Source organism: Acinetobacter sp. YH12249, from assembly GCF_013417475.1.
GTDB lineage: Bacteria > Pseudomonadota > Gammaproteobacteria > Pseudomonadales > Moraxellaceae > Acinetobacter.
In genome coordinates, this window is record NZ_VPDX01000001.1 from 145,524 (window position 1) to 169,160 (window position 23,637).

Consider the following 23,637-nt stretch of genomic DNA (forward strand, 5'->3'; position numbering starts at 1 on the left):
ATTTTCATGATTTAAACCTACTATTGTCTTATATTTGGGATACTGCATTTCAGTAGCCTAGTATCGAGTACTGCCTGTAAAGCATACAATGGCTGCATGTTCATCCTATTGTATATAGGAGTAAAAGATGAAAAAAGTCATTGGTGTCTACCGTAATCAAAACATGCACTGGGTCGGTGACGGCTTCCCGGTGAAAAACCTGTTTTCTTATGATCGTCTGGGGCAGGCCATTAGTCCATTTCTACTGCTGGACTATGCAGCGCCGTATCATTTTGCATCGACTACTGAGCAGCATGGTGTAGGTTCGCATCCGCATCGTGGTTTTGAAACTGTAACCTTGGCTTATCAGGGTGCAGTGACCCACCAGGACTCCAGTGGCGGTGGCGGTACGATTCAGACCGGCGATGTGCAGTGGATGACAGCGGGTGCCGGAGTGGTGCATGAAGAATTTCATTCCCCAGATTTTGCTCAAAAGGGCGGTCTGTTTGAAATGGTTCAACTCTGGGTCAACTTGCCAGCCAAAGACAAAATGACTGCACCACGTTATCAGGCCATTACTGCAGCCGAGATTCCACGGATTGAAATGAATGAAGGTGCAGGACATATTCGGGTGATTGCCGGAGAATTCGGAGGTCATTATGGCCCTGCGCATACCTTTAGTCCGGTAAATGTCTGGGACGGCGAGCTAAAAGCAGAGTATGAAACTACGTTACATGTACCTCTCGGACATAATGCTTTGCTGGTTGTACTGGCGGGTGAGCTGGTGGTAAATGGCAGTCAAAAAGTCCTGGATAGCTCTATTGTCATGTTTGCGCGCGATGATGATCCTGAAATTCAGCTACAGGCCTATCAGGACACTAAATTTCTGCTCTTGACCGGTGAGCCGCTGAATGAACCTATTCAAGGCTATGGCCCATTTGTGATGAATACCAAGGAAGAAATTATTCAGGCATTTCAAGATTTTAATCAGGGTAAATTTGGTGAAATCGCGGTACAGGCCGAATAATACAGTCAGTCTTAAAACAAAGAAGCCTCTGCACAAGCAGAGGCTTTTTTTCTAATGCGCTGGAATTTCTTGTCGTTTTTACGAGTTTCTGGGATAAATTCATTTTGTTTATCTCTATGAATTTATCTCTTTCTTATGCTGCATATTATAGGGTATTTCGCAGTCTTTGTAAACCGATGATTAAAAAATCGGTTAATTAAGCCATTTGTTTTTTAAAGATTTATTTTTAAATATTTAAATATGACGAGAGTTTAAGTCACTCTATATAAAGACGTTTTTTGCTATTCAAAAAATGTAATTTATTTGTAAAGTTGCGTTAACCTAGACTTACGAAAAAAAAGTATTCTGGAAGATTTTAATAACCTATTTGCTGAAAGCATGGTTCATAATTTCTTTTAGTTTTTCAATGACGGATGATCAGATTGGATATCGCAGTAATTGGTAGTGGCATGGCTGGACTGGCTACTGCCAGAATTCTTCAGGACGCAGGACATCGCATTACTATTTTTGAAGCGCTTCAAGGTCGCGGCATGGACAGTCATAGTCTCGAATTTGAAGGAGGCCTCATTGACGCACCTTTACGTGTGATGAATCCTTATCTGTGGAAAAATACCTTAAGTCTGGCGACTCATCTGGGCATTAAAACTTACCCGGTACGTACCTATATGGCCTGTAGCTGGCTGTTTGAAGACCGGGTAGAAACCTGGCTAACCACATCACGTAGCCGGATCGGTAATATTCCGATTATCAATAACCGCAAAGGCATCCAGCAATATGGCTGGCGTCTGGTTAAAGGTTTGCTGCAACTCAAAACAGCCTTGGCAAAATTCTTTAAATCCAAAAATCAGGACATCAGCCTGGCAGAATTTATCAATCGCAATGAGATTGAAGAAGTGTTCTGGCATGGTGCGGTGATGCCGGTGCTGTATACCATCTGTACCTGTAACCCGAAAACTATTGGTGAATGGCCAGCCAAACCGCTATTGATTTTCCTGCGTCAGCTAACGGATGGTGATGCCTTGTTACGTATGCAGGGCGGTACTCCGGCTTTGGTAGACAAACTGATTGAAGGCATTCACATTGAAAGTGGTGCACCAATTGTCTCAGTGAAAGAGCAGGGCGACAAAGTACTGGTAGAAAATGCAGCGGGTCTGTCGAAAACCTTCGATCGCGTCGTGGTGGCGACACCAACCAATCATATTGATGAATTCCTGGATCATGAACAGTTTGGCCGTGATATCGAGCTGTTAAAGAAATTCAAATTTGAACAGGGTGAATTGGTCATTCACCGCGATAGCAGCGTGATGCCACCAAAGCGTAAGGATTGGGCTGTACTCAGCTATATGATGGATCGCAAGTTTACCCGTCAGCAATTTACGGTTTGGCTGAATGCGGTTGAACCGAGTCTGGTGGGTAAATCACCGGTATTCCAGACCTGGCGCCCTGTGACTGAGATTGATCCGAAAAAAGTGATTTCATCAGTGACCTTGACCCGTGCGGTAGTAGATGCCAATACCATCGCTCTCAATAAGGAATTACAGCATCGTCATCTGGAAATGAACCGTAAAGTGTTCTACTGCGGTTCGTGGTCATCGGATGGTTTGCCAATTCTGGAATCTGCTGTGACTTCTGCTATGAAAATTGCCGCAATTATGGGGGCACCGTTGCCATTTGAAGGACTTAAACCTAAGATCGAGGTAGCACCCCAACTCGGTTATTGATTGATGCAATGGTTTCAGGCACTTCGTCAGCGTCTTCCTCAACATAAATATGCAATTGATGCATCGTTGCTGGGAGATCAGTCACAGTTGCCCTGGAGCAATCTGGGTTATTGGTGGGCAGGGCAGCAGAATTATGTAGCTGCCTGTGGAACTTTGGCCGACCGTTTGGCAGAAACGGTCGGTTTAAATTCAAAGGATAAATTGCTGGATCTGGGCTGTGGCCAGGGTGCCAGCCTGTTGCACTGGCAGCAACACTATCAGGTGCAATATCTGGCCGGTGTAGAACTTCAGCCTGCTTGTGTGGCGAATATTCAGCAACATTTACCTAATCTCAATGCCATCTATCCGGCTTCTTTCCTGCGTTTAAAAGACATGCATTTTTCCCAGCGCTTTGATGTGGTGCTGTGTCTGGATGCTGCCTATCATAGTTCCGTTCCCGAACTTCTAGATCAGGTACGCAGTGTATTGAACGCCAATGCACGGATTGGCTTTCATCATCTGATCTTGTCGGAAAAATGGGACAGCTTGAATGCGCTGCAAAAGCGTAAATATCAGTTTCTGCTGAAATCCGCCGATGTCGATTTAAAAAACCTGATGTCGGAAAATGAGCTTTATCATTGTCTGGAAAATTTTGAATTTAAGAATATTCAGATTGAAGATCTGTCCGAAGCGGTATTTTCAGGTTTTGCTGATTATGTAAATCAGAATTTAAATTCAAAGAAATTGAAACAAAAAGGCAAAAGACTGGATCAGTTTAAAATCCGGATGACGGCAAAGCTTTGTCGAAAGTTATATCAGGATGGGATCGTGCGATATGTACAGGTGACAGCGCAGGCGATCTGAATATTCAAGGCAAAAGAACAGCTATATAAAAATACCAAGCCCAGAAACATCAAAGCCTCACTAAAAAGCGAGGCTAAGAAAATGGTGCCGGCACACGGATTCGAACTGTGGACCTACTGATTACAAGTCAGTTGCTCTACCAACTGAGCTATGCCGGCGTTGTGGAGTGCATTTTACAGATTTTTCCTAAGGGCGCAAGCCAAAAAATAACCGTTCAATCTTATAACCAATTTTTTATTACTGATCATTGAATCATCTTCACTCAGGCATAACATTTAAATCATAAAATTGCCCACATCAGTGATATGGGCAAGGCTAAAGGTCTGATATTTAAAATCTATTATGAATGAGTTAAAAGGGAATTATCTGCTTTTGAGTATCCGATCCAGGTCTTGTGCGCATTCCTCTAAAGTAAAGGCCATATCAAACTGCATTTGAGGTTTGAGTTCTTGAGCGAGACTTCTCCACTGTTCAATTAGTTTTAGGGCTTTTTGAATCTTATGTTTGTTGACGTCTTTGGCAATGGTCGGGGTATAACCACCGCGTTTGGCATTTTTTATCTGTTTCATGTAGTTTGCGCTGTTATTCATGTCCACTCTCCGAATAGCAGTGTTTCCACTTTTTTCTAACCCAAATAAGGAAGACTCAAGCAATAACGTTTTCTATCTTTTGGTTTTTATTCTCCTTTTATCCTGTTTTGATTCCACCATAACATAGCGATGATGACAATTAAATTAAGCTATTTTTATGCCAGTTTTAGTCTCCATCATATAAATAAACTAAAAGAAGAACATAAAGTTAAGAAAGTAATAAAAATGGATATATCATGGTTTTATCCAGAGAATTTATTTCAATATATCCCAGCCTATATCCTTACATCTTTAAATCTATCAAAAGAAAAGGCAAGCAATACTCATCTCAAAAATAACCAGTAAAATGAATTATCCTTTTTCAATTCATCTGTCCAAGATGCTCACTTTTAAGGTTTTAGACTATAAAAAAAGCCCAATATAAAATTGGGCTAGGGCTTAAGGCTCGACTTCTAGCGGATCACCATCTTCAGGACGAAGATGACGTGTACCATCATCCGCAGGATCTACACTTGATCCATCCTTGGTGATCGGATTGTACATTTCGTCCTCTTTTTTATCGTCAGTGAACTCTTCATCTTCGAAATCCAGAGGCTCGTTATCATCATTAAAATTTAGGGGTTTTTCATCATCTTTCATAGCGATCCATCATTTTTTACCAAGATAAGATCATGCTCGAATATTCCTCAGTGTCATTCAATAGCCATCCAGCATCATTTATGTAACTTGTATAGTTATTCTTTTATTTTTAATCCATTCCCTAATAATTTCGGCAACAAAAAAGGCTTAAACCCTTTAGATTTAAACCTTTTGAGACATCATGTGGCGACATGATAATGATATTTGGCGGTGAGAGAGGGATTCGAACCCTCGATACGCTATAAACGTATACACACTTTCCAGGCGTGCTCCTTCAGCCACTCGGACACCTCACCATGGCCGTGGATGATATAGAAAAAAAGCCAGTCTGCCAAGCTTGAAACAATTGATTTGCGGAAAAACTTTGAGCGCAATGCTATGATTCGCAAAAATGCTTGTTAAAAACGAAGACGATATATGCAAAGCACTGCACAGAAAGCAGCTCTCCCGGTAATTACGCTGGCTGCGCTTGGGGTTGTTTTTGGAGATATTGGAACCAGTCCATTGTATGCACTACGCCAATGTTTCCTGACGTCGCACCTTGCCATTAGTGAAGCTTCGGTGTTGGGCATTTTGTCCTTGATCTTCTGGTGCATCATGCTGACGGTGAGCTTCAAATACGTCACTATTATCATGCGTGCCGATAACAACGGTGAGGGCGGGATCATGTCCTTGCTGGCTCTCAATTTGCGAACCACACGTATTTCTGATGACAAGAAAATTTACCTGATTGCGCTCGGCTTTATTGGGGCATCGCTGTTTTTTGGTGACGGAATTATTACCCCGGCGATTTCCGTATTATCTGCGATTGAAGGGCTGAGTATTGCCACACCTGTATTTAATCAATGGTTAGAGCCTTTATCAATCGGGATTATTGCGGGACTCTTTTTACTGCAACGTCATGGTACCGGAACCATGGGTAAATTTTTTGGTCCACTGACCTTACTCTGGTTCCTGTCAATTGGTGGTTTTGGTTTGTGGAGCATTATCCAGACCCCGACAGTACTGGCCATGGTGAATCCATATTGGGCCTATCATTTTGTGGTCGATCAGCCTTTTATAGCCTTCTTGACCATGGGCGCCGTGATTCTGACCATGACCGGAGGTGAAGCCATTTATGCCGATATGGGGCATTTTGGTCGTCTGCCGATTCGTCTGGCCTGGTTCATTATTGTCTTACCCTGTCTGTTACTGAATTATGCTGGGCAGGGCGCATTATTGCTGCGCCGTCCTGAAGCACTGGAAAATCCTTTCTATATGCTGCTTCCGGAATGGGGCTTATATCCAATGATTGGTCTGGCAACGGCAGCTGCCGTGATCGCCTCACAGGCCGTCATTACCGGGGTGTTCTCTATGGTGAATCAGGCCATTCAACTGCGCTATTTACCGCGTCTGAGCGTAAAGCACACATCAGCCGAAGAGCGTGGTCAGATTTATCTGCCCTTCATTAACTGGATGCTGTTTATTTCCGTGGTGATTCTGATTTTACTCTTTGAAAATAGTGCCCGCTTAGCGAGTGCTTATGGGGTCGCAGTCACCATGACTATGCTGTGTGGTACCATTTTAATCAGCATTCTGGCTTATGGTTTCTGGCGCTGGCCAATCTGGAAAGTAGTGTTATTTGCCACACCATTCCTGATGCTGGATCTAGTTTTTGTAGCCTCAACTTCTTTAAAAATTGCATCAGGTGGCTGGGTGCCGATCCTGCTCGGGGCGGCATTATTTACGATTCTGATGACCTGGAAAGATGGTCGTGCACTGGTCTTGAACCGTCTGGAAAAAGATGCGCTACCAATTGACCTGTTTATTAAGAGTATCTCAATTGGGGGAGGCACCAAGTTTGTGCCGGGTGAAGCGATTTTCCTGACCGGAACCCCGACCATTGTGCCGCATGCGATGTTGCACAATATCAAGCACAACAAGGTGCTACATGAGCGCAATATTCTAGTGACGGTTATTACCCGAGATATTCCTTTTGTAGGCGATGAAGAACGGATTAAACTGGAAAAACTCAGTGAGCATTTTTATCGAGTGACAATGTATTACGGGTTTAAGGATCAGCCCAATATTCCGGAAGCATTGCAGCATGCGTATGCAGAATGGGGCTTTGAATATGACCTGATGCAGATTAGTTTCTTTATCTCCCGGGAACGGATTATGCATACGGTGGGAGAGGGAATGGCACCTTGGCGGGAAAAACTGTTTGTTTCCATGCAGCGTAATACCAGTCCGGTCAGCGACTTCTACCAGATTCCGACCAACCGGGTAGTTGAACTGGGTAGCCAGATCGAGATGTAAAAATAAAAAAACCAGAGCGAGGCTCTGGTTTTTTAGGGGAGAGAAATTTAGAAAGCTTTATAACAAATTATTGTTCTGTTGCTTCTGTCTCAGCCGGCATTTCAGGGGCGGCGTTTAAAGGTGCATCTACCGCAGGATCAGCTTCAGCTTCTACTGCAATTTCAGTTTGCTCAGTCATCGCAGCCGCTTCAGGTGCAGCAGCTTGCTGTTCTTCAAGAGCTGGTTGCTCTACAGCTTCACCCATAGTCATTTCCTGTTCTGTAGCAGGGGCTGCTGGTTCAGACTCAAGATTGGCTGGAGCTGGATTGGTATCCGGCATTTCTGGTTGTGCAACAGGTGCATCAGGCATGCCTGGTGTTGGCATTGGCTGATTTGGCATTGATTGTTGTGGCTGTTGGCCTGGCTGAGCGGGTGCAGACATTGGCTGGTTTACCAGACGGATCTGTCCAGAATTCACCAGGCTTTCCAGTGAGGCTTGCTGACCATTTACAGTGGTACTAATTTTAGCTTTAGACAAGCTTTCAAGTGTTTCACCCGCTTGTACAGGAGGCTCAGCGAATGCGCCGGCACTGATCACACTTGTAAATATTCCGAGACCTAATAACTTAGATAGTTTGGAATTCATAAATTAACTCCATTGCTAATAATTGTACGTAATTTGAGTAGTCAAATAGCTTTGCACACTCAAGACGAGGTCACAATCAAAGCTACTTAAAGGTTAAAAAACCGCGCTGAAAGCTCACTAAAAAAACGACACTTTGTTACAAGATTTAAGAATATAGGGGTGGATTGTGTAATTATTAGGCAAATAAAGAGGGTAAGATATACTTCATATACATGGCTTGTTAAGCTCGCAAAATCCCCGATTTTGATCTTAAAAGCACGTGTAGCATGGCAAAGAAGCAGCGTAAGTCGAAGAATTCAGTTTTTCAGTTTTTTAATGAAAATAGCGTGAAAGTGATCCTGGCAATGGTCGCTTCCGGGAGTTTCGCGATTGCGTTTGGCCAGGAGAAAATCAGTCAGTGGATTTCTTTGCCTTCTACATCGAATTCGAGCTGTCTGGAACAGTTTTACCGGGATATTCCGCCTTACCTGATGAAAGACAGCCTGAAAAAAGACAGTTATTCACTGTGTTTCAATGGCTTTAATGTGGGGTATTCTGGCGTATCCAAAACGCCACTATGGGTGGCGGAGGCATTAACACCGAAGCGTCTGAGCCAGAAAATTCCACGTGAAGACAACTTCCATGAAGAAACACGACTGAGTACTGCTCATCGTGCGACTTTGGCTGACTATCGTGGTTCAGGCTATGACCGTGGCCATATGGCGCCAAATGCAGATATGCCAAATAAAGCTGCACAGTCTGATAGTTTCTCGCTGGCCAATATGGTCCCGCAGGCACCAAAGAACAATCAGCAGGTTTGGCGTGAGCTGGAAGAAGCAACCCGTGCCATTGTGACCAAGCAGAAGCAGGACGTATATGTAGTGACCGGGCCGGTCTTTGCTGCCAAAAAGCTGAAAACTATTGGCAAGGGTGTAATTGTACCAACTGCCGTGTATAAAGCGATCTACATGCCGAAAACTGGTGCCATTGGTGCCTACTATGCACCTAATGATAATTCGCTCAAGGTTCGCATTGTCAGTGTCTGCTATCTGGAAGAGCAGCTTGGCATTAACCTGTTTCCTCAGTTAACTGAAGAACAGAAACGCAATACCTATCATCTGCCGTTGACTGCAAATGCTGTGAAGGCCAACCAGAAAATTGCCTATTCGAATTGGGATGCAGAAAGCCAGTGTACTGAAGATGTGCCGAAAGAAGATCTAGAAAAACTGCAGCGTGAGTTCAAACCGTTAGCCTCAAGTTCAGCCAGTACAAGCAATACCAGCTCATCAGTTAATAAGAACGGGATCGATCATGATACCCAGGACACGATTGTTAAACAGCTGATTGAGGCCTTACTGCAATACATCCTGCAGCTGCTGAAATAGTGAAAAGGAGCTTGCTGTAAAAAGCAGGCTTCAGGTAGCATGCTGAAGACAGGTGAGTAAAAATAATAAAACAGAGTAGAAATTAATGTTTAAAGCATTTGAAAATGGAACCGAATCGCATGCGATTCATGATCTGACAGTTGAGAATGATCTGGACCGTGTCAGTCTGTATGGCAATCTGCAAATTACTAAAGACCAGGCTGGTCTCAAGGCAGCCAAAGTCTTGCAGGCACTGTTAAATGATATTGTGCAGCAACTTGAAGAAACACCGGATCTGCCAGAAAAAATTGAACGCAATGATGCAGATGAAATTGAAAATCCATTTTTATAGAAATTTCTTAATCACTATTCTGGCTAGAAAAAAGCTCCTTTGATGAGGAGCTTTTTTATTTTATTCAAACTTTTAAATCTGATATGGGACATTAATCTTTGCGGTAGCAGGATAGTCCAGAAATTTTTCCTGCACCTGGGTTTTTAGATATTCTGAGCGCCATTGTTGTGGTGTTTGAGCCGTCCACTGCTTGAAGGCACGCTGAAATGCGCTCTGCTCAGAATAGCCAAGCAGCATGCTGATTTCCTGCAGACTCAGATGAGGGTCTTTCAGATATTGCATGGCCATCATGCAGCGGATTTCCTGCATACGCTGCTGATAGGTCTGACCCTGTTTTTGCAGGTAACGTTGTAGCTGACGTACAGAAAAATTCATCTGTTTGGCGATATGTTCAATCTGGAACATATTTTTCTGCAGACCCACCAGAATCGCCTGTTGCAAGCGCTGATCAATCTGGGTGGAGTTCGGAAGTTTTTCCAGCACCGCTTCTGCCTGTTGCATCAGTAATTTCTGTAAGGTCTGATCACCTTTCTTTAAAGGCGTAGACATTTCACTCACAGGAATCAATACCTGATTTTTGGCCTGTCCAAAACGGACCTTGCAGCGGAAATACTGTTCATAGACCGCAATATTTTTATTGACCGGATGCTGAAAATGGACTTCATGCAGATGCAGTTGATGCTGGTCAAGAATGCTTGAGCGAATAAATTCAGTCATGAGCGCGATAGCAATCTCATCTGTGAGTTGCGTACTCACTTTAAACGGAATCTCGCTCCAGGAAATGGACAGGTAATCTCGATCCAGACTGACCTGTAAAGGACTGCCATCATAGATCAGGCGATGATAGTCATGATAACGCATAAAGGCTTCGCCCAGCGTTTCACTGGATAATGCCAGATAGCCAATAATACCCAGATGTTTGGCCTGCACCAGTTGCGCGATTTCCAGGCCGAGTGCCGGCCGCTGCAACTCCTGGTCCAGCTGGCTGAGCAGATCGCGCCAGAGAATATAATCAAAACGCTCCAGGTTCTGGATCGCAAATAATTTCTTGGGGATGTCCAGTTGTTTGAGCTGGTAATAGTCCAAAAGCAAATGTCCTAAACCACCATATACCGAACCGACATAATCTTGGGGAACGTGCATTTTTTAATTCTTTTGTTCTGTCGTTTTTTGTCAATGATATTGAAATTATCGGTCAATATCTAGCCCTTTGTTTGACCTATAGTGTAAACAAACAGGGAGGAAAAGATCATGTGGAAAGGCTTTCTAGCAGGACTGGTCGTAGCCAATGGCTTTGAATGGTTTGCGCATAAATATGTGCTGCATGGTACGCATCGAGCAGGGCAGACGCGTTATAGCCCAGTGCCGGACAGCATGCGTTCACATTGGGAACATCATCGTGAAGTTCGCAAGACCAGATTTTCTGATTATGCCTATGTGGAAGGTTTGAAAAACTGGCGAATCCGCAATGAAATCGGTTCACTGGCCGTCGCAGCAAGCGTATTCGGGCTGGCTTTTTATCCCTTGTCCAAAGGTATGTTTTTGGCCACGCTGTATAGTGCAGGCAATTATTTCTATATGCATCGGCGAGCACATCTGGAGCCAGAATGGGCCAGAAAAAAAATTCCCTGGCATTATGATCACCATATGAATAGTAACCAAGACGCCAACTGGTGTGTAACCAAGCCCTGGTATGATTATTTAATGGGAACCCGGGTGATTTCCTCAGCAGATTTACAGGAGAAAAATCCCCTTGGTATTGTCTTGCCGGAACAGATCTCTATGCGCTTAACCCACTTAACCCAGCGTTATTTCCCGGCTAAATGGGCTAAAGATCGTGATTAAATAACTTAAAATTCGAGTAATCTGCCACATAAAATGTTAACCATTTCTCACTTTGGTTAACCCTGTCGTGATTTGTCAATAAATTCTGCATATATTGTCAATATTGCGCTCAGGATTTCACCTATATTTGCGTCTGTTGATGATTGAAAGTCTTATCAACCTGCATACAGATTGAGTTATATTGTAAATGTCAAAGATACCAAGTGCTGTAGTTCTTCTTGGTTTTTATAGGGAGTCGCAAGACTCCTTTTTTTTGTCCAGAATTTAAATGATTTCTAAGAATAATGCATAAAAAAAGAGCGTGATATTCACGCTCTTTTTCATTTGAAGGCTGTCGTTTAAAGACGCATTTCAATACCTTGAGCAGCTAGATAAGCCTTGGCCTCAGGAATGGTATGCTGGCCAAAGTGGAAAATAGAGGCGGCAAGTACTGCATCGGCACCACCATGGATAATCCCGTCAGCCAGATGCTGCAAATTGCCTACGCCACCTGAAGCAATCGTTGGCACAGTGACGCGGTCATTGATGGCGCGCATGAGGGGAATGTCATAACCTGCTTTGGTGCCATCGGCATCCATGGAAGTAATTAACAGTTCACCTGCGCCATAGCTGGCCATTTTCTCTGCCCATTCCAGTGCATCAATACCAGTCGGTTTGCGTCCGCCGTGGGTAAAGATTTCCCATTTATTCTCGCCAGTTTTTTTGGCATCAATCGCTACTACGATACATTGCGCACCAAAACGCTGTGAGGCTTCCTGTACAAACTCAGGGTTGAAGACTGCTGCCGAGTTAATACTGACTTTATCCGCACCTGCATTTAATAGTAGACGAATATCTTCGACTTTACGCACGCCACCGCCTACGGTAAGCGGTACGAATACAGATTCAGCCATACGCTCAACGGTACGGTAAGTGGTGTCGCGTCCATGATGTGTAGCGGTAATATCAAGGAAAGTAATTTCATCGGCACCTTGTTCATTATAACGGCGTGCCACTTCTACCGGGTCACCCGCATCACGAATATCAAGGAACTGAACACCCTTGACTACGCGACCGTTGTCGACGTCCAGACAAGGAATAATACGTTTAGCTAGCATAAATTTTTCCAATTATTACAGCCGATTATGAAACTCACCCACGCAAGCGCTACACCTTGGTAGATGGAAACGGTATTCTAGCAAAAATATGTAAGTTTTTTCGCAGGTTTTCTATGTCGGTTTATACCACTTTGACTTTAAAGGAAGTTCAGGATTTCGCAGCACCTTATGGACTTGAGGTGATTGATCTGATTCCCATTCAAGGAGGTATCCAGAATACGAACTATTTTCTGGTCTGCGAAAACCAGCAATATGTGCTGACCGTTTTTGAAGATATGGATGAACAGGCCGCCGGAGAACTGGTGCCGGTCTTGCAGCATTTGGGGCAGGCAGGTCTGGCCGTACCTGTGCCTTTATCCCACTCAGGCAAAGCCATTCATACGCTAAAAAATAAGCCGGCACAAATTGCACCACGCATGATGGGCGAGCATCCGATGCCATCTACCGTTGCGCAGGCGGAAGCGATTGCCATTGCTCAGGCCAAAATGCATGTCGCACTGAAAGATTTTAAACTTGAGCGTGCCTTTGTCCGTGACCATGCCTACTGGTATAACGTAGCACAGGAAATTAAACCGAGCCTGAACGCAGCAGATAAAGTCTTACTGGGTAAACTTCTGGGCCTGTATGAAGCTTTAACCGCAGTATATCCGGATCGTCCACGTGGCTTTATCCATTCGGATCTGTTCCGTGACAATACCCTGTTTGAGGGTGACCAACTGAAAGGTATTCTGGACTTTTACGAGCTGAATAAAGATGAATTCCTGTTTGATATTGCAATTACTTTAAATGACTTCTGTACCAATTATCCGGAAGTTACTTTAAATGCAGAAAAGGCCAATGCCTTTTTAAAAGCCTATGAAACTGTGCGTCCATTGACTGAGGATGAAAAATCATGTCTGGAGCTTTACCTGGCAATGGCTGCGGGCCGTTTCTGGATGATGCGTTTACAGGTGGCACAGAAAAATGCTGCTGAAGGCCGCACCGGTGAAGATATTCTGCAAAAAAATCCGGAAGAGATGCGTAACATGCTGATTGAACGTTTAAAATTTGTGACAGCTTAAATTAAAAATAAACAGGAACAGGCAAAATGCGCGATCAGGGACGTTTGGTAGAATGGTTTGATGACAAAGGCTATGGCTTTATTCAGCCCAATGATCCGGCCAAAGATCGCGTGTTTTTGCATATCAAAGATTTTGCCCGTCCCGGTCCACGGCCAATTGTTGGTTGTGCGCTAGATTATCTGGTGATTCTAGATGAGCAGGGACGTTATCGTGCCCAGCAGGTTATGTACCTGAAAGCATCACAAACCAAAACGGCAAAAACAAAAACTAAAACATCAGGCCGAAGCCAGCCAGAAAAACTACAGCCGATGCAGGTTGCTTCTGTGGCCTATATTTTGGTACTGGCGGGACTCAGTTTAGCCGGATTGTTGAGTGGAATGATCCTGTTACTGGTGAGCCTGATGAATGTTCTCAGTTACTGGCTATATGCCCAGGATAAGGAAGCGGCACAACTGGGCAATCGCCGTATTCCAGAAAATACCCTGCATCTGGTGGCATTTCTAGGAGGGTGGCCGGCAGCCTGGCTGGCACAGCAAAAATTACGTCATAAAACACAAAAACAACCCTTCCGGCAAATTTATTTTTGTACTATAGCTTTTAACATCATTTTGATTATATGGCTGATTTCTCCCTTTAACAGCCTGAATATCTAGAAACAACCACAGGAGCGTAGATGAACTATTCAATTGATAAAGACTCAAATCGCACGCTAACCCTGATTCTTTATATCTTATATATCGTGGCCATTTTTAGTGGTGGCTTGCTGGCAGTGATTGCACTGATTATTAACTATGTGAAGCGCTCGGATGTACGAGGCTCGATTTTTGAAAGTCACTTTACCTGGCAAATCCGCAGTTTCTGGTGGTATCTGTTCTGGAATATTGTGGCCTTTGTACCATTCCTATTCCTGTTCTTTACCCATGAAGATCCGGACCTGTTTGCAGGCGTCGCTTTTGGTGCATCTACTTTCTGTCTGGTTGTGGTTTTTGTTTCCTGGATCTGGATTGTCTATCGCGCGATTCGCGGTATTATGCGTCTGAATGACAATCGACCGATGTATACCAAATAAGATTAGCTATATTTCTCTAGATAAAAAACTCCCCCCTTTTCTAAGAGGGGGAGCTCATGACCTTAGGAAAGATCTTCCTTCAATTCTTCTATTTTTTCTTTTCTGAAAAACTTGGGTTTCCATTCGCTGGCAATCACCCCAAGTACCACCATCAATCCGCCTAGAAGTGCCAGCGCAGGCAAACGTTCTCCCGCCATACGTCCAAATAAACTTGCCCAGATCGGTTCACCGGCATAAATGATCGCAGCTTGAGAAGGATCTACCATTTCCTGCGCCCAGTTCATCACTAGCTGAATACAGGCACTGGCAATACCGAGACCGACCAAAATACCTGCCAGATGCCAATGGAAGTCAGGTAACTGTGATTCACCCAGCATCGGTGCCATCAGAAAACAAAATAGCGAGGCAAAAATGAGTTGTAGCACGGTGACACGCCGAGTATTCACCTTCGGAGCAAAATGACTGATAAAAATAATCTCAAGCGCAATGGCAATCGAGCCGAGCAAAGTCAAAGCCTGACCAAAATTCAGCTGAATGGCACCAAAGCCATTACCGGTTAAAAAGACCAAGCCAAGAAAGGCAAACAGGGCACCGACCCAGGTCATAAAATGTGGTTTCTTACGAAATAGCAGCCACAGCATTAGAGGCACTAAGGGAACATATAGCGCAGTCAAAAAGGCCGATTCACTGCTACTAATCGTTTGCAAGCCCACCGTTTGTGTTCCATAACCGATCGCAATCACAGCCCCAATGATGGCACCCGCTGCCACTTCTTTAAGCGTCATGCCTTTCAAGTGCTTCAGCGACAGCAGAGTTACGGCAATTGCCGCCGCTGCAAAGCGTAATCCGACAAAGATCACCGGACTACTGAAATTCAGGCCATATTGTACAGTGATAAAGCTGCCACCCCAGATGATGGTAATCAGGATCAGAGCAAGTTGAGGAACTTTAGTTCTCCAGATAGAGGGAGTTTGGGAAACGGATGTTGACATGGGAGAGAGGATCAAAAAAATTGAACAATAAAAAAAGAGGTCCACAGACCTCTTTTTCAGCAGATGCTATTATAGCGCTTCTTGTTCATCCAGCAATAATTGTGCTTCACGCAGATTTAAAGTGCCTTCATAGATCGCACGACCGGTAATCGCACCTAAAATGCCAGGCTGATCTTTCAGATTACGCACGTCATCCATATTGGTTACGCCACCTGAAGCAATCACAGGCAGACCTGAATATTGTGCCAGATGTACGGTTTGCTCGATGTTGACACCCTGCATCATGCCATCACGGGCAATATCGGTATAAACAATACTAGACACGCCAGCATCCGCAAAACGTTTTGCCAGATCAGTCGCTTTTACATCAGTCACATTCGCCCAGCCATCAGTGGCTACCATGCCGTTCATGGCATCGATGCCCACAATAATGTGGCCTGCAAATTTTTTGCATGCTTCTTCTACAAATTCAGGATTTTGCACTGCTTTTGTACCAATAATCACAAAAGATACACCTGCTTCCAGATAATGCTCGATAGTTTCCAGTGAGCGGATTCCGCCACCAATCTGGATAGGCAATTCTGGCTGTGATTTGGCAATGGCTTCTACCACTGGCTTATGAATCGGTGTACCTGCGAAAGCACCATTTAAATCTACTAAATGCAAGCGGCGAGCGCCTTCATTTACCCAATGCTGTGCTGTTGCCACTGGATCGTCAGAAAATACAGTATCGTCTTCCATACGACCTTGTTTTAAACGGACACATTTGCCATCTTTCAGGTCAATTGCAGGGATGATCAGCATGCTTTCGCTCCTTGCTCAATCTTTAGAATGAATTTCAGTGAGTTCATCTTAGCAAATAAAGTCGAAATTTCTAACTCTTAAACGGTATGAAAAAAGAAAACCTGTCTGAAGATATGCTGGAGTGACAGGATTTTATTCTTCAATTTTTTTATTCTTTGCAATACTCCTGATGGAGTCTGATATCAAAATGATATTTCGCTAGAAAACTGATCTTCTGTTTGTTCAAATTTTTGAATGCGGGCGAATTTTCAATTTTAGTGAAGTATTGGGAACTTCCTTGGGTCCCAAGCCACGGTGCAGCAATTCTTCAAAGACCAGTAAAGGTGCATAGGCATCTGCAGCCGCATATTCAATCTGTGCCTGACTGAGATGTTTTTTCGCCCAGTTCGATGTCGTAACCCGTTTCGATTTAGGAAAATTCACCTGAAATAGCAAAGCCATCGCATTTTTTAATCCAAGAGGATTTTTAATGCCGAACGCACCAAAGCACTTTGACAGTTCAATGACACTATTTAGCTCAATGCCTCTTTTACGGAAGAGATGCGCATCATTTTTCAGGCCAAAACCAACTTTAATCTGGTCACGATTGGCAAAAATCGGTTTCAGAAAATCCCAAATGGCAGCATTCATCTGAAACAGGTAGGCCTTTTCCAGAGTGGCCAGCTGAATCAGATGCGGACCAGTGGACACTTCACCAACCTTGAAGGTCGGTTTAGACTCAGTGTCCAGACCAAAGACTGCGATCTGCCCAAGTTCTTCGCGTAGAGCTTCACATTGCTGAATGCTGTTAATCACCACAATATTTTCAGGCGCGATATTTTGAAAAGGTGGAAAATTTGCTATTGCCTCTTTACTCGGCAGAATATCGTTAAGCTGGGTATCCATGATTAAAGCATCTTCCATTGATGAATATTCAGGTTGAATAGAGCATACCTTAGAGAAGGAAGCTTGGATGTGAATTATTTTTCAAAAATAAAATTTTAAGCTGTAGCCCATAAAAAAGCCCGCATGATGCGAGCTTTTTGAATGTATTGGATTAGATATTCCAATCCACAAAGTTTTTTAGCAATTGAAGGCCTGCAGTATGGCTCTTTTCCGGATGGAACTGGGTCGCAAACAGGTTGTCTTTATGCAGGGCAGTACAGAAATCAATACCATAGTTACAGGTCGCTGCCACGATGCTTGGATCTTGTGGTTCCACATAGTAACTGTGCACGAAATAGAAACGTGCATCCTGAGCAATGTCTTTCCACATTGGATGGCTTGGATCGGCCTGATGTACCTGGTTCCAGCCCATATGCGGTACTTTTAAACCTGCCATTTCCGGGAAGTGTTTGACTTCACCGGCAAAAATGCCCAGTGCATCCGCACCGCCATTTTCTTCGGAACGTTGCATCAGGGCCTGCATACCGACACAGATGGCCAATACCGGTTTGTTGAACACGGCATTACGTACGACTTCATCAATTCCAGCTTCATGCATGCCTTGCATACAGTCACGCATTGCACCTACACCCGGAAAAACGATTTTGTCGGCTTGGGCGATCAGTTTTGGATCATTGGTTACATCTACCGTTGCACCGACGTGTTCAAGTGCTTTGGCTGCTGAGTGTAGGTTTCCCATGCCATAGTCAAGAAGGGCAATACGGGTCATTACAAGGTACCTTTGGTTGAAGCAACAGTATTCGCAGCACGTGGATCAACTTCACATGCCATACGCAGTGCACGGGCAAACGCCTTAAATACACTTTCGATCTGGTGGTGACTGTTTTTACCTTTCAGGTTATCAATGTGTACAGTCATCAGCGAGTGGTTGACAAAGCCCTGGAAGAACTCAGAGAACAGGTCTACATCAAAACGGCCAATCATGGCGCGGGTAAATGGAATGTCCATAAACAGACCCGGACGGCCAGACAGATCCACCACGACACGGCTTAAAGATTCATCAAGCGGCGCATAGAAGTGTCCATAACGACGTAGGCCCTTTTTATCACCCAAAGCCTGAGCGAAGGCCTGACCTAAGGTAATACCACAGTCTTCTACGGTATGATGGTCATCAATTTCCAGATCTCCATCACAATGAATATCAATATCGAACAGACCATGTCGCTTGATTTGATCAATCATATGATCTAAAAATGGAATACCAGTGTTTAAAGTGCCTTGACCAGTACCATCGAGGTTCAAACGAACTCGAATTTTGGTTTCGTTGGTATTTCTTACCACTTCACTGATACGATCTGTCATAGACACGTTCCTCAAATACGTCAAAATGATTGATGTAGAAAATATTTTCGCCGTGACGACGTCACCGCATATTAGATTGCTCAGGAGGGTTTATCAATGCCTATTACCGTACATGCTTATACTTCTCTAGAAAACGACGAAGTGCGCAGCCAGCTTGAGCGACTGTATGACACTAGCCCTGAATTTAGTGATGGGGCAGATGCCATTGAACATCTAGAGCAAAACCTTGCACAGTATACCTTACTTTATACCGCAGAATTTAACACCAAAATCATCGGCGCCATCTGGTGCACGGGACAAGGCGAAAGCCGGACCCTGGAAAATATTGTGGTGCATCCGGCCAACCGTGGACGCGGGGTTGCAGAAAGGCTGGTGAGTGAGGCATGCCGCATGGAAGAGGAAAAAGGAGTAAAAGCATTCGTACCGGGATGCGGGGCCATTCACCGATGTCTGGCAAATCTTGAAAAAATTTAAATATAGATAAATTTCAAGCAGCCTTCGGGCTGCTTTTTTTGTAAATACCGGATTCAATTTATTTTATTAGTCAGGTATTTGCTGAAAATATTGCTGTATAAACATGCAAATCGATGGAAAAGTAAACATTTGATGATTTTTATACGTTATGTACTTGACGATTAAGAGCTGAAACTGTTTAATACGCGACATCGGCGTGATAGCTCAGTTGGTAGAGCAACGGATTGAAAATCCGTGTGTCCCCAGTTCGATCCTGGGTCTCGCCACCATATTCAAAACGGTTTTAAAGTTTTCAATCCCTGATCCCATCAGGGATTTTTTTTAGGCCAAAATTCAGACACTCAATCTTTTTTTTCATAATTTCGATTGACTAATGTGTCCAGATACGGCTTAATACACCGCATCGGCGTGATAGCTCAGTTGGTAGAGCAACGGATTGAAAATCCGTGTGTCCCCAGTTCGATCCTGGGTCTCGCCACCATATTCGAAAAAACCTCAAACAATGTTTGAGGTTTTTTTTCGCCTGTGATTTTTGATTCAGCCTAAGAATTAACTTGTTTTGCCATTCATCTGAGCAGGAATGAGTTCTCAAAATAATCAAGGTAATCTAATAGATAATTAAATACAGACTTTAGCAACCGATAAAGGCACTCAGGTTGTGAAATTTGAAGTAGGGGGAAAGCCCATGAATAGTCTAAAAACATCTTTATTTGGGATTCTGTTAGGTACATTGAGCATAGCAGTACATGCAGAAGAACAGAAACCGGTACTTACCTTACCGACGATGACCATTATGGCTGAACCTGAAATGAGTAATGAGACTGGCTATGTCCCGTTTATTGAGAATGAAGCCAATCGTCTTGCCTTGCAGCATCAGGTAATCCGGGGAACTAAGGATGCAGAAAATTTTATGGTCAATCCAAATGTGCTGGCAAACCTCGATATTAAGCCGACCCAAGCTCCAGATTTGAGTTTACTGTCACCTGCACTGCAACAGTATGTGATGACCATTGCCCAGGGCTTACAATCTGGTGATCCAACCCAAGGGCTGTATACACTGCTGGAGAATGTCGGGATCGATCGTAGCAGCAGCTTGCAACCAGGACGCGGTCTTCAACTACAGATTAATCTGGACAAGGTGAATCTGGGCTTATTAGAAAACTACAACAATCCATCTCCTGTAGCGCAATTTCCAAGATCTCCTTAAAGGATGAGCCAGTAATGCAAATCAATCCCCATATTGGGGATTTTTGCTTTTTTAAATCTAACTTCTGAATAATTCATATTTTTTAGGAGCTTTACTCCTGATTTGCTGGTTGGCTTTATGAGGGTGTAATGGATTCGATTGACCGTTTATCAAACTTAACAATAAGAAGCTGTATTACTTGTAAGATTTAATCTGACGCTTTCCCTTTTCCAACCGAGGGGTAATAAGATGAATCTCCTAAAATCCATTCAAAGCTTGGGCCTGATGCTGACCTGTACTGCTTTTACTCTCCCTGTACTGAGTCATGCAGCTCCTGCTCATTCTGAAGCAACGGTACTTCCCACCTTAACTGTCATGGCAGAGCCTGAAATGCGTGCTGTGACGGAAATAACGCCTTATCAGGAAGGTGCCAGCCAGCGTAAGGCTTTGCAGATGCGCCTGATGAAAATTGAACGCGATATCCAGGCTTATAGTGTCGATGGTGATGTCGTTGCAAATATTGACGTAGGGGCAGCAGCGCCTAATCCAGATCTGGACAGTCTGCCTACTGTGTTCCGGGAATATGTACTGGCAGTAGCGCAAGGCTTGCAGTCCTCAGATCCAAGAAATGGAATCTATGTGATTTTGCAACCTTTTGGCATTGACCGGAATGCAACCAATGTCCAGATCGTCAGGGAGCAGTTTGATCCGAATCGGCTTGAGCTCAGTCTGCCTTTTGGTTCGCGCTAGCACACAATCCGATGGGTCAGGCTGATCAGGTCAGTCAGTTTCGGTATAGCCAGATCACGTCATGAAGAAAGGAAGTCTGAAAACTTATTTCCTTTCTTCAGGCTTTTTACTGGATTCATTTTTTCAGTATTGAGGAAGCACGTTCACAAATGTGAAAAGCTCTATGTCTTGAATTATGCTGGAAAAATAAGCATAGTGTAAAAAATCAACAAGATCTGGATGACAGACCTGGAGCGTGTAGATGCCCCGTGTTTTTATGATTATCGCTGGAGTGGTACTGGCAATTTTGATCTGGTTATTTTATCAAAATTCTGTAGAGCAAAAACAGCAGGCCGATTTGCAAGAATATGAAACGGTACTGGAAGAAAAAACTGGATCTATTTTGCAACAGGCACAGGATTGGTCTAAACCGATTCAGATTGATCTGGAAGATGATCGTTTGGATGGAGATTATGCCGTAATGGCCCAGTTTATTCTGGGTCAGATGCGTGATCGTGCCGAGGCTCGTAATCAGTATTTACGTGACCTCAAAGCAGCGAACTGGGATCGTTTTCTGGACATTGACCGCTTAGCCAAAGATCAGGCTCAAGACTATAAAGAAACTGAAGCCATGCTGAAGCGCGTGCATGAAATTGTCGATAGCTATGAACAGACAATTCAGCAGCGGGCAACCCAGCAGTTAGAGCAGGTGAAACAGCTGGATATTAAAAACCGTTATCGTCAGCAGCTGGCAGATAATCTGAAAGCCAATCAGCAGCAGGATAATGCCCATGCAATTTTTGAAATTGAAAAACAGAGTCTGGCCAAAGCAGACCAGTTATTTCTGGTGCTGAAAAACAATAAATGGGAAAAGAAAAATCAGACCTTTATGTTCTATGAAGATGCACCCTTAAAGCAATTCAATAAGCTGTATCAGGAAATAGTGCAGCTCAACCAGCAAATGACTCAAGTGGATCAGCAGGCACTTAAAGAGGCAGAGAACAAACTCTAAGTATAAGGATCTTATGATTTCTTATCTCTAAATGACATGATGTTTTTCTGTCAGAATTAGTCTTGTTGCATTGCTTACATCAAAGATGTACCAGTTCTCATCTGTAATAGAACCAGCTATGCTTGAGAAAAATGAATATCCAGAAGCATGCTTGCAGACGGAAAGCGAGAAGAGGGAGCACAATCTTTTATGCAACAATTGAAATGTTATAAAGAATTTCCGGTCTGGACGCAGCAAGCTATCCCACAAGGGTTCAAGCAGCCACACAATACCAAAGCAGGCACTTGGGCAAAGCTGACCGTTCTTAAAGGTGAGCTGCATTTTGCCATGCTGGATCCGTCAGGTCATGTACAGTCTGAACATGTATTTACGCCAGAGCAGCAACCGCCGTTCATTGAGCCACAGGTCTGGCATAAGATCGTTGCGGCTAGTGAAGATGCAGAATGTCAGCTGCGTTTTTACTGCAAACCTGAGGATTACTTCACTAAGAAATATCAGCTAAGCCCGACCCATTCGGAAATTCTGGCGGCTATGCCGTATTTAAAGGGTGGTCGTGCGCTGGATGTCGGTTGTGGTTCAGGCCGCAATTCGTTGTATTTGAGTCAGAACAGTTTTGAAGTCGACGCCTGGGATGTGAATGAAAATAGTCTACAGACCTTAAGACAGATCATTCAGAATGAAGAAATCGGGAATATTCAGGTTCAGCAACGGGATTTAAATCTTGACCCCAGTATTCAGGGTCAATATGACTTCATTTGCTGTACAGTGGTGATGATGTTCCTGCAGGCCGATACCATTCCACCACTTATTGCACAGATGCAGCAGGCGACAGTGCCGGGCGGTTATAACCTGATTGTCTGTGCGATGGATACCGATGATATTCCGGTACAGCCAGACTTTCCATTTAGTTTTAAGCCGGAGCAGCTCAGTACCTATTATGAAGGCTGGAATCTGGTGAAATATAATGAAAATGTCGGTGAATTACATCGTGTAGATGAACAGGGCAACCGGATCAAGCAGCATTTTGCGACCATGCTAGCCCAAAAAGTTGAATAAGAGATTTATAGGTCTTTAAATTTTTGGCTTTAAATCTGAAAGAGCTAAAAATAAAAAAAGATGCCACTCGGACATCTTTTTTTATGGATTTAAAATATCTTAAGCAGATTTTTTAAACCAAGAGAACCAGCCTTTTTTCTCGGCTTTTACAGCTGCTTCGGCAGGTGCTGCTTTTACTTCTTCAGCTTTTGCTACAGTTGCTTCTTTTACTTCAGCAGTTTTTACAGCTGCATCGGTTTTCACGGCTTCTACTTTAGAATCCGCTACTTTTTTCATATCTGCAGGTGCAGCTTTTGCAGCTTCTACTTTTTGAGCCGCTTCAGTTTTTGCTGCTTCTTTAGTTTGAGCAGCTTGTTGTTGAGTTGCTTCTACTTTAGCGACAGCCGCTTGTTTCTCAGCAGTAGCTTTGGCAGCAGAGTCTTGTGCTTTAACAGTCGCAGTCGCTACTTTTGCTTGTGCAGGCGCAGTTGCTTGTTGAGCAGTTTGAGCGGCAACAGTTTTTGCTTGTTCTTTCATTGCAGCAACAGGAGAAACTGTTGCAGAAGCCATAGCAGAAGCTGAAGTTGCAACGATTGCAGTTGCTAGAAGTGTTTTAAGCATTTTCATGCATAACCCCATAAATAAAGGAGAGAAATGTGAGGTTATGAT

The 23,637-nt window shown here is 43.8% G+C and carries 26 protein-coding genes and 4 tRNA genes; 17 read left to right on the plus strand and 13 right to left on the minus strand.

Features of this window, described 5'->3' with window-relative positions; all coding sequences use genetic code 11:
* Nucleotides 1-127: 127 nt before the first annotated feature.
* The 3 genes from FTV25_RS00680 (at nt 128) to FTV25_RS00690 (ending at nt 3,570) form a co-directional block, all read left to right on the plus strand.
* A complete protein-coding gene (locus FTV25_RS00680; RefSeq protein WP_180002496.1) occupies nt 128-1,006 on the plus strand; it encodes a pirin family protein in 879 nt (292 codons plus the stop codon).
* A gap of 413 nt (nt 1,007-1,419) precedes the next feature.
* Nucleotides 1,420-2,727 (plus strand): FAD-dependent oxidoreductase, encoded by a 1,308-nt coding sequence (locus tag FTV25_RS00685; RefSeq protein WP_125279600.1) that lies wholly within the window; start codon nt 1,420-1,422, stop codon nt 2,725-2,727.
* Between the two features lie 3 nt (nt 2,728-2,730).
* Nucleotides 2,731-3,570 (plus strand): cyclopropane-fatty-acyl-phospholipid synthase family protein, encoded by an 840-nt coding sequence (locus FTV25_RS00690; RefSeq protein ID WP_180002497.1) that lies wholly within the window; start codon nt 2,731-2,733, stop codon nt 3,568-3,570.
* An 82-nt stretch (nt 3,571-3,652) separates the two neighbouring features.
* Here FTV25_RS00690 and FTV25_RS00695 read toward each other — a convergent pair.
* The 4 genes from FTV25_RS00695 to FTV25_RS00710 all read right to left on the minus strand — a co-directional run bounded on the left by FTV25_RS00695 (nt 3,653) and on the right by FTV25_RS00710 (nt 5,095).
* Nucleotides 3,653-3,728, minus strand: a tRNA-Thr gene (locus FTV25_RS00695).
* A gap of 204 nt (nt 3,729-3,932) precedes the next feature.
* A complete protein-coding gene (locus FTV25_RS00700) occupies nt 3,933-4,160 on the minus strand; it encodes a hypothetical protein (RefSeq protein ID WP_004781576.1) in 228 nt (75 codons plus the stop codon).
* Between the two features lie 438 nt (nt 4,161-4,598).
* On the minus strand, nt 4,599-4,799 hold the full coding sequence (locus FTV25_RS00705) for a hypothetical protein (RefSeq protein ID WP_180002498.1): 201 nt from the start codon (nt 4,797-4,799) through the stop codon (nt 4,599-4,601).
* Between the two features lie 205 nt (nt 4,800-5,004).
* Nucleotides 5,005-5,095, minus strand: a tRNA-Ser gene (locus FTV25_RS00710).
* Between the two features lie 121 nt (nt 5,096-5,216).
* Between FTV25_RS00710 and FTV25_RS00715 the strand changes: the two genes are divergently transcribed.
* The gene (locus FTV25_RS00715) at nt 5,217-7,097 is read left to right on the plus strand and encodes a potassium transporter Kup (protein ID WP_180002499.1); all 1,881 of its coding nucleotides are present in this window, start codon (nt 5,217-5,219) and stop codon (nt 7,095-7,097) included.
* A gap of 67 nt (nt 7,098-7,164) precedes the next feature.
* Here FTV25_RS00715 and FTV25_RS00720 read toward each other — a convergent pair whose 3' ends face one another.
* The gene (locus FTV25_RS00720; RefSeq protein WP_180002500.1) at nt 7,165-7,722 is read right to left on the minus strand and encodes a hypothetical protein; all 558 of its coding nucleotides are present in this window, start codon (nt 7,720-7,722) and stop codon (nt 7,165-7,167) included.
* 266 nt (nt 7,723-7,988) lie between these two features.
* Between FTV25_RS00720 and FTV25_RS00725 the strand changes: the two genes are divergently transcribed.
* Both FTV25_RS00725 and FTV25_RS00730 read left to right on the plus strand, forming a co-directional pair.
* Entirely contained in the window at nt 7,989-9,086 is a 1,098-nt protein-coding gene (locus tag FTV25_RS00725; protein ID WP_180002501.1) for a DNA/RNA non-specific endonuclease, read from the plus strand.
* Between the two features lie 85 nt (nt 9,087-9,171).
* On the plus strand, nt 9,172-9,417 hold the full coding sequence (locus FTV25_RS00730) for a hypothetical protein (protein WP_180002502.1): 246 nt from the start codon (nt 9,172-9,174) through the stop codon (nt 9,415-9,417).
* A gap of 72 nt (nt 9,418-9,489) precedes the next feature.
* On the opposite strand, the gene FTV25_RS00735 is transcribed toward FTV25_RS00730, so the two are convergent.
* Nucleotides 9,490-10,560, minus strand: a complete 1,071-nt coding sequence (locus tag FTV25_RS00735) for an AraC family transcriptional regulator (protein ID WP_180002503.1) — start codon at nt 10,558-10,560, stop codon at nt 9,490-9,492.
* Nucleotides 10,561-10,668: 108 nt separating this feature from the next.
* On the opposite strand from FTV25_RS00735, the gene FTV25_RS00740 reads away from it, so the two are divergent.
* Entirely contained in the window at nt 10,669-11,262 is a 594-nt protein-coding gene (locus FTV25_RS00740; protein ID WP_180002504.1) for a hypothetical protein, read from the plus strand.
* 338 nt (nt 11,263-11,600) lie between these two features.
* Here FTV25_RS00740 and hisF read toward each other — a convergent pair whose 3' ends face one another.
* Nucleotides 11,601-12,359 carry an imidazole glycerol phosphate synthase subunit HisF gene (hisF, locus tag FTV25_RS00745; protein ID WP_004781588.1) on the minus strand — a complete coding sequence of 253 codons (759 nt, stop codon included), beginning with the start codon at nt 12,357-12,359 and terminating at the stop codon, nt 11,601-11,603.
* Nucleotides 12,360-12,472: 113 nt separating this feature from the next.
* Here hisF and FTV25_RS00750 point away from each other — a divergent pair, with 113 nt between their 5' ends.
* Genes FTV25_RS00750 through FTV25_RS00760 form a run of 3 tightly spaced genes read left to right on the plus strand, consistent with a single transcriptional unit; the run spans nt 12,473 to nt 14,489 of the window.
* Nucleotides 12,473-13,420, plus strand: coding sequence for a homoserine kinase (locus FTV25_RS00750; RefSeq protein WP_180002505.1), 948 nt, complete (start codon nt 12,473-12,475; stop codon nt 13,418-13,420).
* Between the two features lie 26 nt (nt 13,421-13,446).
* Entirely contained in the window at nt 13,447-14,073 is a 627-nt protein-coding gene (locus FTV25_RS00755; RefSeq protein ID WP_034170207.1) for a DUF1294 domain-containing protein, read from the plus strand.
* A 20-nt stretch (nt 14,074-14,093) separates the two neighbouring features.
* On the plus strand, nt 14,094-14,489 hold the full coding sequence (locus FTV25_RS00760; protein WP_004781593.1) for a hypothetical protein: 396 nt from the start codon (nt 14,094-14,096) through the stop codon (nt 14,487-14,489).
* A 62-nt stretch (nt 14,490-14,551) separates the two neighbouring features.
* On the opposite strand, the gene FTV25_RS00765 is transcribed toward FTV25_RS00760, so the two are convergent.
* The 5 genes from FTV25_RS00765 to hisB form a co-directional block, all read right to left on the minus strand.
* Nucleotides 14,552-15,481, minus strand: a complete 930-nt coding sequence (locus FTV25_RS00765) for a DMT family transporter (protein ID WP_180002506.1) — start codon at nt 15,479-15,481, stop codon at nt 14,552-14,554.
* Between the two features lie 69 nt (nt 15,482-15,550).
* Nucleotides 15,551-16,285, minus strand: a complete 735-nt coding sequence (gene hisA / locus FTV25_RS00770) for a 1-(5-phosphoribosyl)-5-[(5-phosphoribosylamino)methylideneamino]imidazole-4-carboxamide isomerase (protein ID WP_005232592.1) — start codon at nt 16,283-16,285, stop codon at nt 15,551-15,553.
* A gap of 222 nt (nt 16,286-16,507) precedes the next feature.
* A complete protein-coding gene (locus FTV25_RS00775) occupies nt 16,508-17,188 on the minus strand; it encodes a 3'-5' exonuclease (protein WP_373683614.1) in 681 nt (226 codons plus the stop codon).
* A 133-nt stretch (nt 17,189-17,321) separates the two neighbouring features.
* On the minus strand, nt 17,322-17,939 hold the full coding sequence (gene hisH / locus FTV25_RS00780) for an imidazole glycerol phosphate synthase subunit HisH (RefSeq protein WP_004781601.1): 618 nt from the start codon (nt 17,937-17,939) through the stop codon (nt 17,322-17,324).
* Entirely contained in the window at nt 17,939-18,532 is a 594-nt protein-coding gene (gene hisB / locus FTV25_RS00785; RefSeq protein WP_005232589.1) for an imidazoleglycerol-phosphate dehydratase HisB, read from the minus strand. The genes hisH and hisB overlap by 1 nt, the downstream gene beginning before the upstream one ends.
* Nucleotides 18,533-18,628: 96 nt before the next feature.
* Between hisB and FTV25_RS00790 the strand changes: the two genes are divergently transcribed.
* From FTV25_RS00790 to tehB, 7 genes are all read left to right on the plus strand, one after another.
* A complete protein-coding gene (locus FTV25_RS00790; RefSeq protein WP_004781604.1) occupies nt 18,629-19,006 on the plus strand; it encodes a GNAT family N-acetyltransferase in 378 nt (125 codons plus the stop codon).
* Nucleotides 19,007-19,199: 193 nt separating this feature from the next.
* A tRNA-Phe gene (locus FTV25_RS00795) sits at nt 19,200-19,275 on the plus strand.
* Nucleotides 19,276-19,411: 136 nt separating this feature from the next.
* Nucleotides 19,412-19,487 (plus strand) — tRNA-Phe (locus tag FTV25_RS00800).
* A gap of 204 nt (nt 19,488-19,691) precedes the next feature.
* On the plus strand, nt 19,692-20,213 hold the full coding sequence (locus FTV25_RS00805) for a hypothetical protein (RefSeq protein WP_179991949.1): 522 nt from the start codon (nt 19,692-19,694) through the stop codon (nt 20,211-20,213).
* Between the two features lie 228 nt (nt 20,214-20,441).
* A complete protein-coding gene (locus FTV25_RS00810) occupies nt 20,442-20,942 on the plus strand; it encodes a hypothetical protein (protein WP_180002507.1) in 501 nt (166 codons plus the stop codon).
* A gap of 241 nt (nt 20,943-21,183) precedes the next feature.
* On the plus strand, nt 21,184-21,933 hold the full coding sequence (locus FTV25_RS00815; protein ID WP_180002508.1) for a hypothetical protein: 750 nt from the start codon (nt 21,184-21,186) through the stop codon (nt 21,931-21,933).
* 189 nt (nt 21,934-22,122) lie between these two features.
* Nucleotides 22,123-22,989 carry an SAM-dependent methyltransferase TehB gene (gene tehB / locus FTV25_RS00820; RefSeq protein ID WP_180002509.1) on the plus strand — a complete coding sequence of 289 codons (867 nt, stop codon included), beginning with the start codon at nt 22,123-22,125 and terminating at the stop codon, nt 22,987-22,989.
* Nucleotides 22,990-23,088: 99 nt separating this feature from the next.
* Here tehB and FTV25_RS00825 read toward each other — a convergent pair whose 3' ends face one another.
* Nucleotides 23,089-23,595, minus strand: coding sequence for a hypothetical protein (locus FTV25_RS00825; RefSeq protein ID WP_159123721.1), 507 nt, complete (start codon nt 23,593-23,595; stop codon nt 23,089-23,091).
* Nucleotides 23,596-23,637: the final 42 nt, after the last annotated feature.

Excerpts from the sequence above, each read along its gene's own strand:
- hisB (WP_005232589.1), bottom strand. The coding sequence starts at position 18,532 with ATGACAGATCGTATCAGTGAAGTGGTAAGAAATACCAACGAAACCAAA.
- FTV25_RS00725 (WP_180002501.1), top strand. The coding sequence starts at position 7,989 with ATGGCAAAGAAGCAGCGTAAGTCGAAGAATTCAGTTTTTCAGTTTTTT.
- FTV25_RS00755 (WP_034170207.1), top strand. The coding sequence starts at position 13,447 with ATGCGCGATCAGGGACGTTTGGTAGAATGGTTTGATGACAAAGGCTAT.
- FTV25_RS00750 (WP_180002505.1), top strand. The coding sequence starts at position 12,473 with ATGTCGGTTTATACCACTTTGACTTTAAAGGAAGTTCAGGATTTCGCA.
- FTV25_RS00740 (WP_180002504.1), top strand. The coding sequence starts at position 10,669 with ATGTGGAAAGGCTTTCTAGCAGGACTGGTCGTAGCCAATGGCTTTGAA.
- FTV25_RS00735 (WP_180002503.1), bottom strand. The coding sequence starts at position 10,560 with ATGCACGTTCCCCAAGATTATGTCGGTTCGGTATATGGTGGTTTAGGA.
- hisF (WP_004781588.1), bottom strand. The coding sequence starts at position 12,359 with ATGCTAGCTAAACGTATTATTCCTTGTCTGGACGTCGACAACGGTCGC.
- FTV25_RS00790 (WP_004781604.1), top strand. The coding sequence starts at position 18,629 with ATGCCTATTACCGTACATGCTTATACTTCTCTAGAAAACGACGAAGTG.
- FTV25_RS00720 (WP_180002500.1), bottom strand. The coding sequence starts at position 7,722 with ATGAATTCCAAACTATCTAAGTTATTAGGTCTCGGAATATTTACAAGT.
- FTV25_RS00805 (WP_179991949.1), top strand. The coding sequence starts at position 19,692 with ATGAATAGTCTAAAAACATCTTTATTTGGGATTCTGTTAGGTACATTG.
- FTV25_RS00700 (WP_004781576.1), bottom strand. The coding sequence starts at position 4,160 with ATGAATAACAGCGCAAACTACATGAAACAGATAAAAAATGCCAAACGC.
- FTV25_RS00815 (WP_180002508.1), top strand. The coding sequence starts at position 21,184 with ATGCCCCGTGTTTTTATGATTATCGCTGGAGTGGTACTGGCAATTTTG.
- FTV25_RS00825 (WP_159123721.1), bottom strand. The coding sequence starts at position 23,595 with ATGAAAATGCTTAAAACACTTCTAGCAACTGCAATCGTTGCAACTTCA.
- FTV25_RS00690 (WP_180002497.1), top strand. The coding sequence starts at position 2,731 with ATGCAATGGTTTCAGGCACTTCGTCAGCGTCTTCCTCAACATAAATAT.
- FTV25_RS00810 (WP_180002507.1), top strand. The coding sequence starts at position 20,442 with ATGAATCTCCTAAAATCCATTCAAAGCTTGGGCCTGATGCTGACCTGT.
- FTV25_RS00775 (WP_373683614.1), bottom strand. The coding sequence starts at position 17,188 with ATGGAAGATGCTTTAATCATGGATACCCAGCTTAACGATATTCTGCCG.
- FTV25_RS00705 (WP_180002498.1), bottom strand. The coding sequence starts at position 4,799 with ATGAAAGATGATGAAAAACCCCTAAATTTTAATGATGATAACGAGCCT.
- FTV25_RS00730 (WP_180002502.1), top strand. The coding sequence starts at position 9,172 with ATGTTTAAAGCATTTGAAAATGGAACCGAATCGCATGCGATTCATGAT.
- FTV25_RS00715 (WP_180002499.1), top strand. The coding sequence starts at position 5,217 with ATGCAAAGCACTGCACAGAAAGCAGCTCTCCCGGTAATTACGCTGGCT.
- hisA (WP_005232592.1), bottom strand. The coding sequence starts at position 16,285 with ATGCTGATCATCCCTGCAATTGACCTGAAAGATGGCAAATGTGTCCGT.
- FTV25_RS00760 (WP_004781593.1), top strand. The coding sequence starts at position 14,094 with ATGAACTATTCAATTGATAAAGACTCAAATCGCACGCTAACCCTGATT.
- tehB (WP_180002509.1), top strand. The coding sequence starts at position 22,123 with ATGCAACAATTGAAATGTTATAAAGAATTTCCGGTCTGGACGCAGCAA.
- hisH (WP_004781601.1), bottom strand. The coding sequence starts at position 17,939 with ATGACCCGTATTGCCCTTCTTGACTATGGCATGGGAAACCTACACTCA.
- FTV25_RS00765 (WP_180002506.1), bottom strand. The coding sequence starts at position 15,481 with ATGTCAACATCCGTTTCCCAAACTCCCTCTATCTGGAGAACTAAAGTT.
- FTV25_RS00685 (WP_125279600.1), top strand. The coding sequence starts at position 1,420 with ATGATCAGATTGGATATCGCAGTAATTGGTAGTGGCATGGCTGGACTG.
- FTV25_RS00680 (WP_180002496.1), top strand. The coding sequence starts at position 128 with ATGAAAAAAGTCATTGGTGTCTACCGTAATCAAAACATGCACTGGGTC.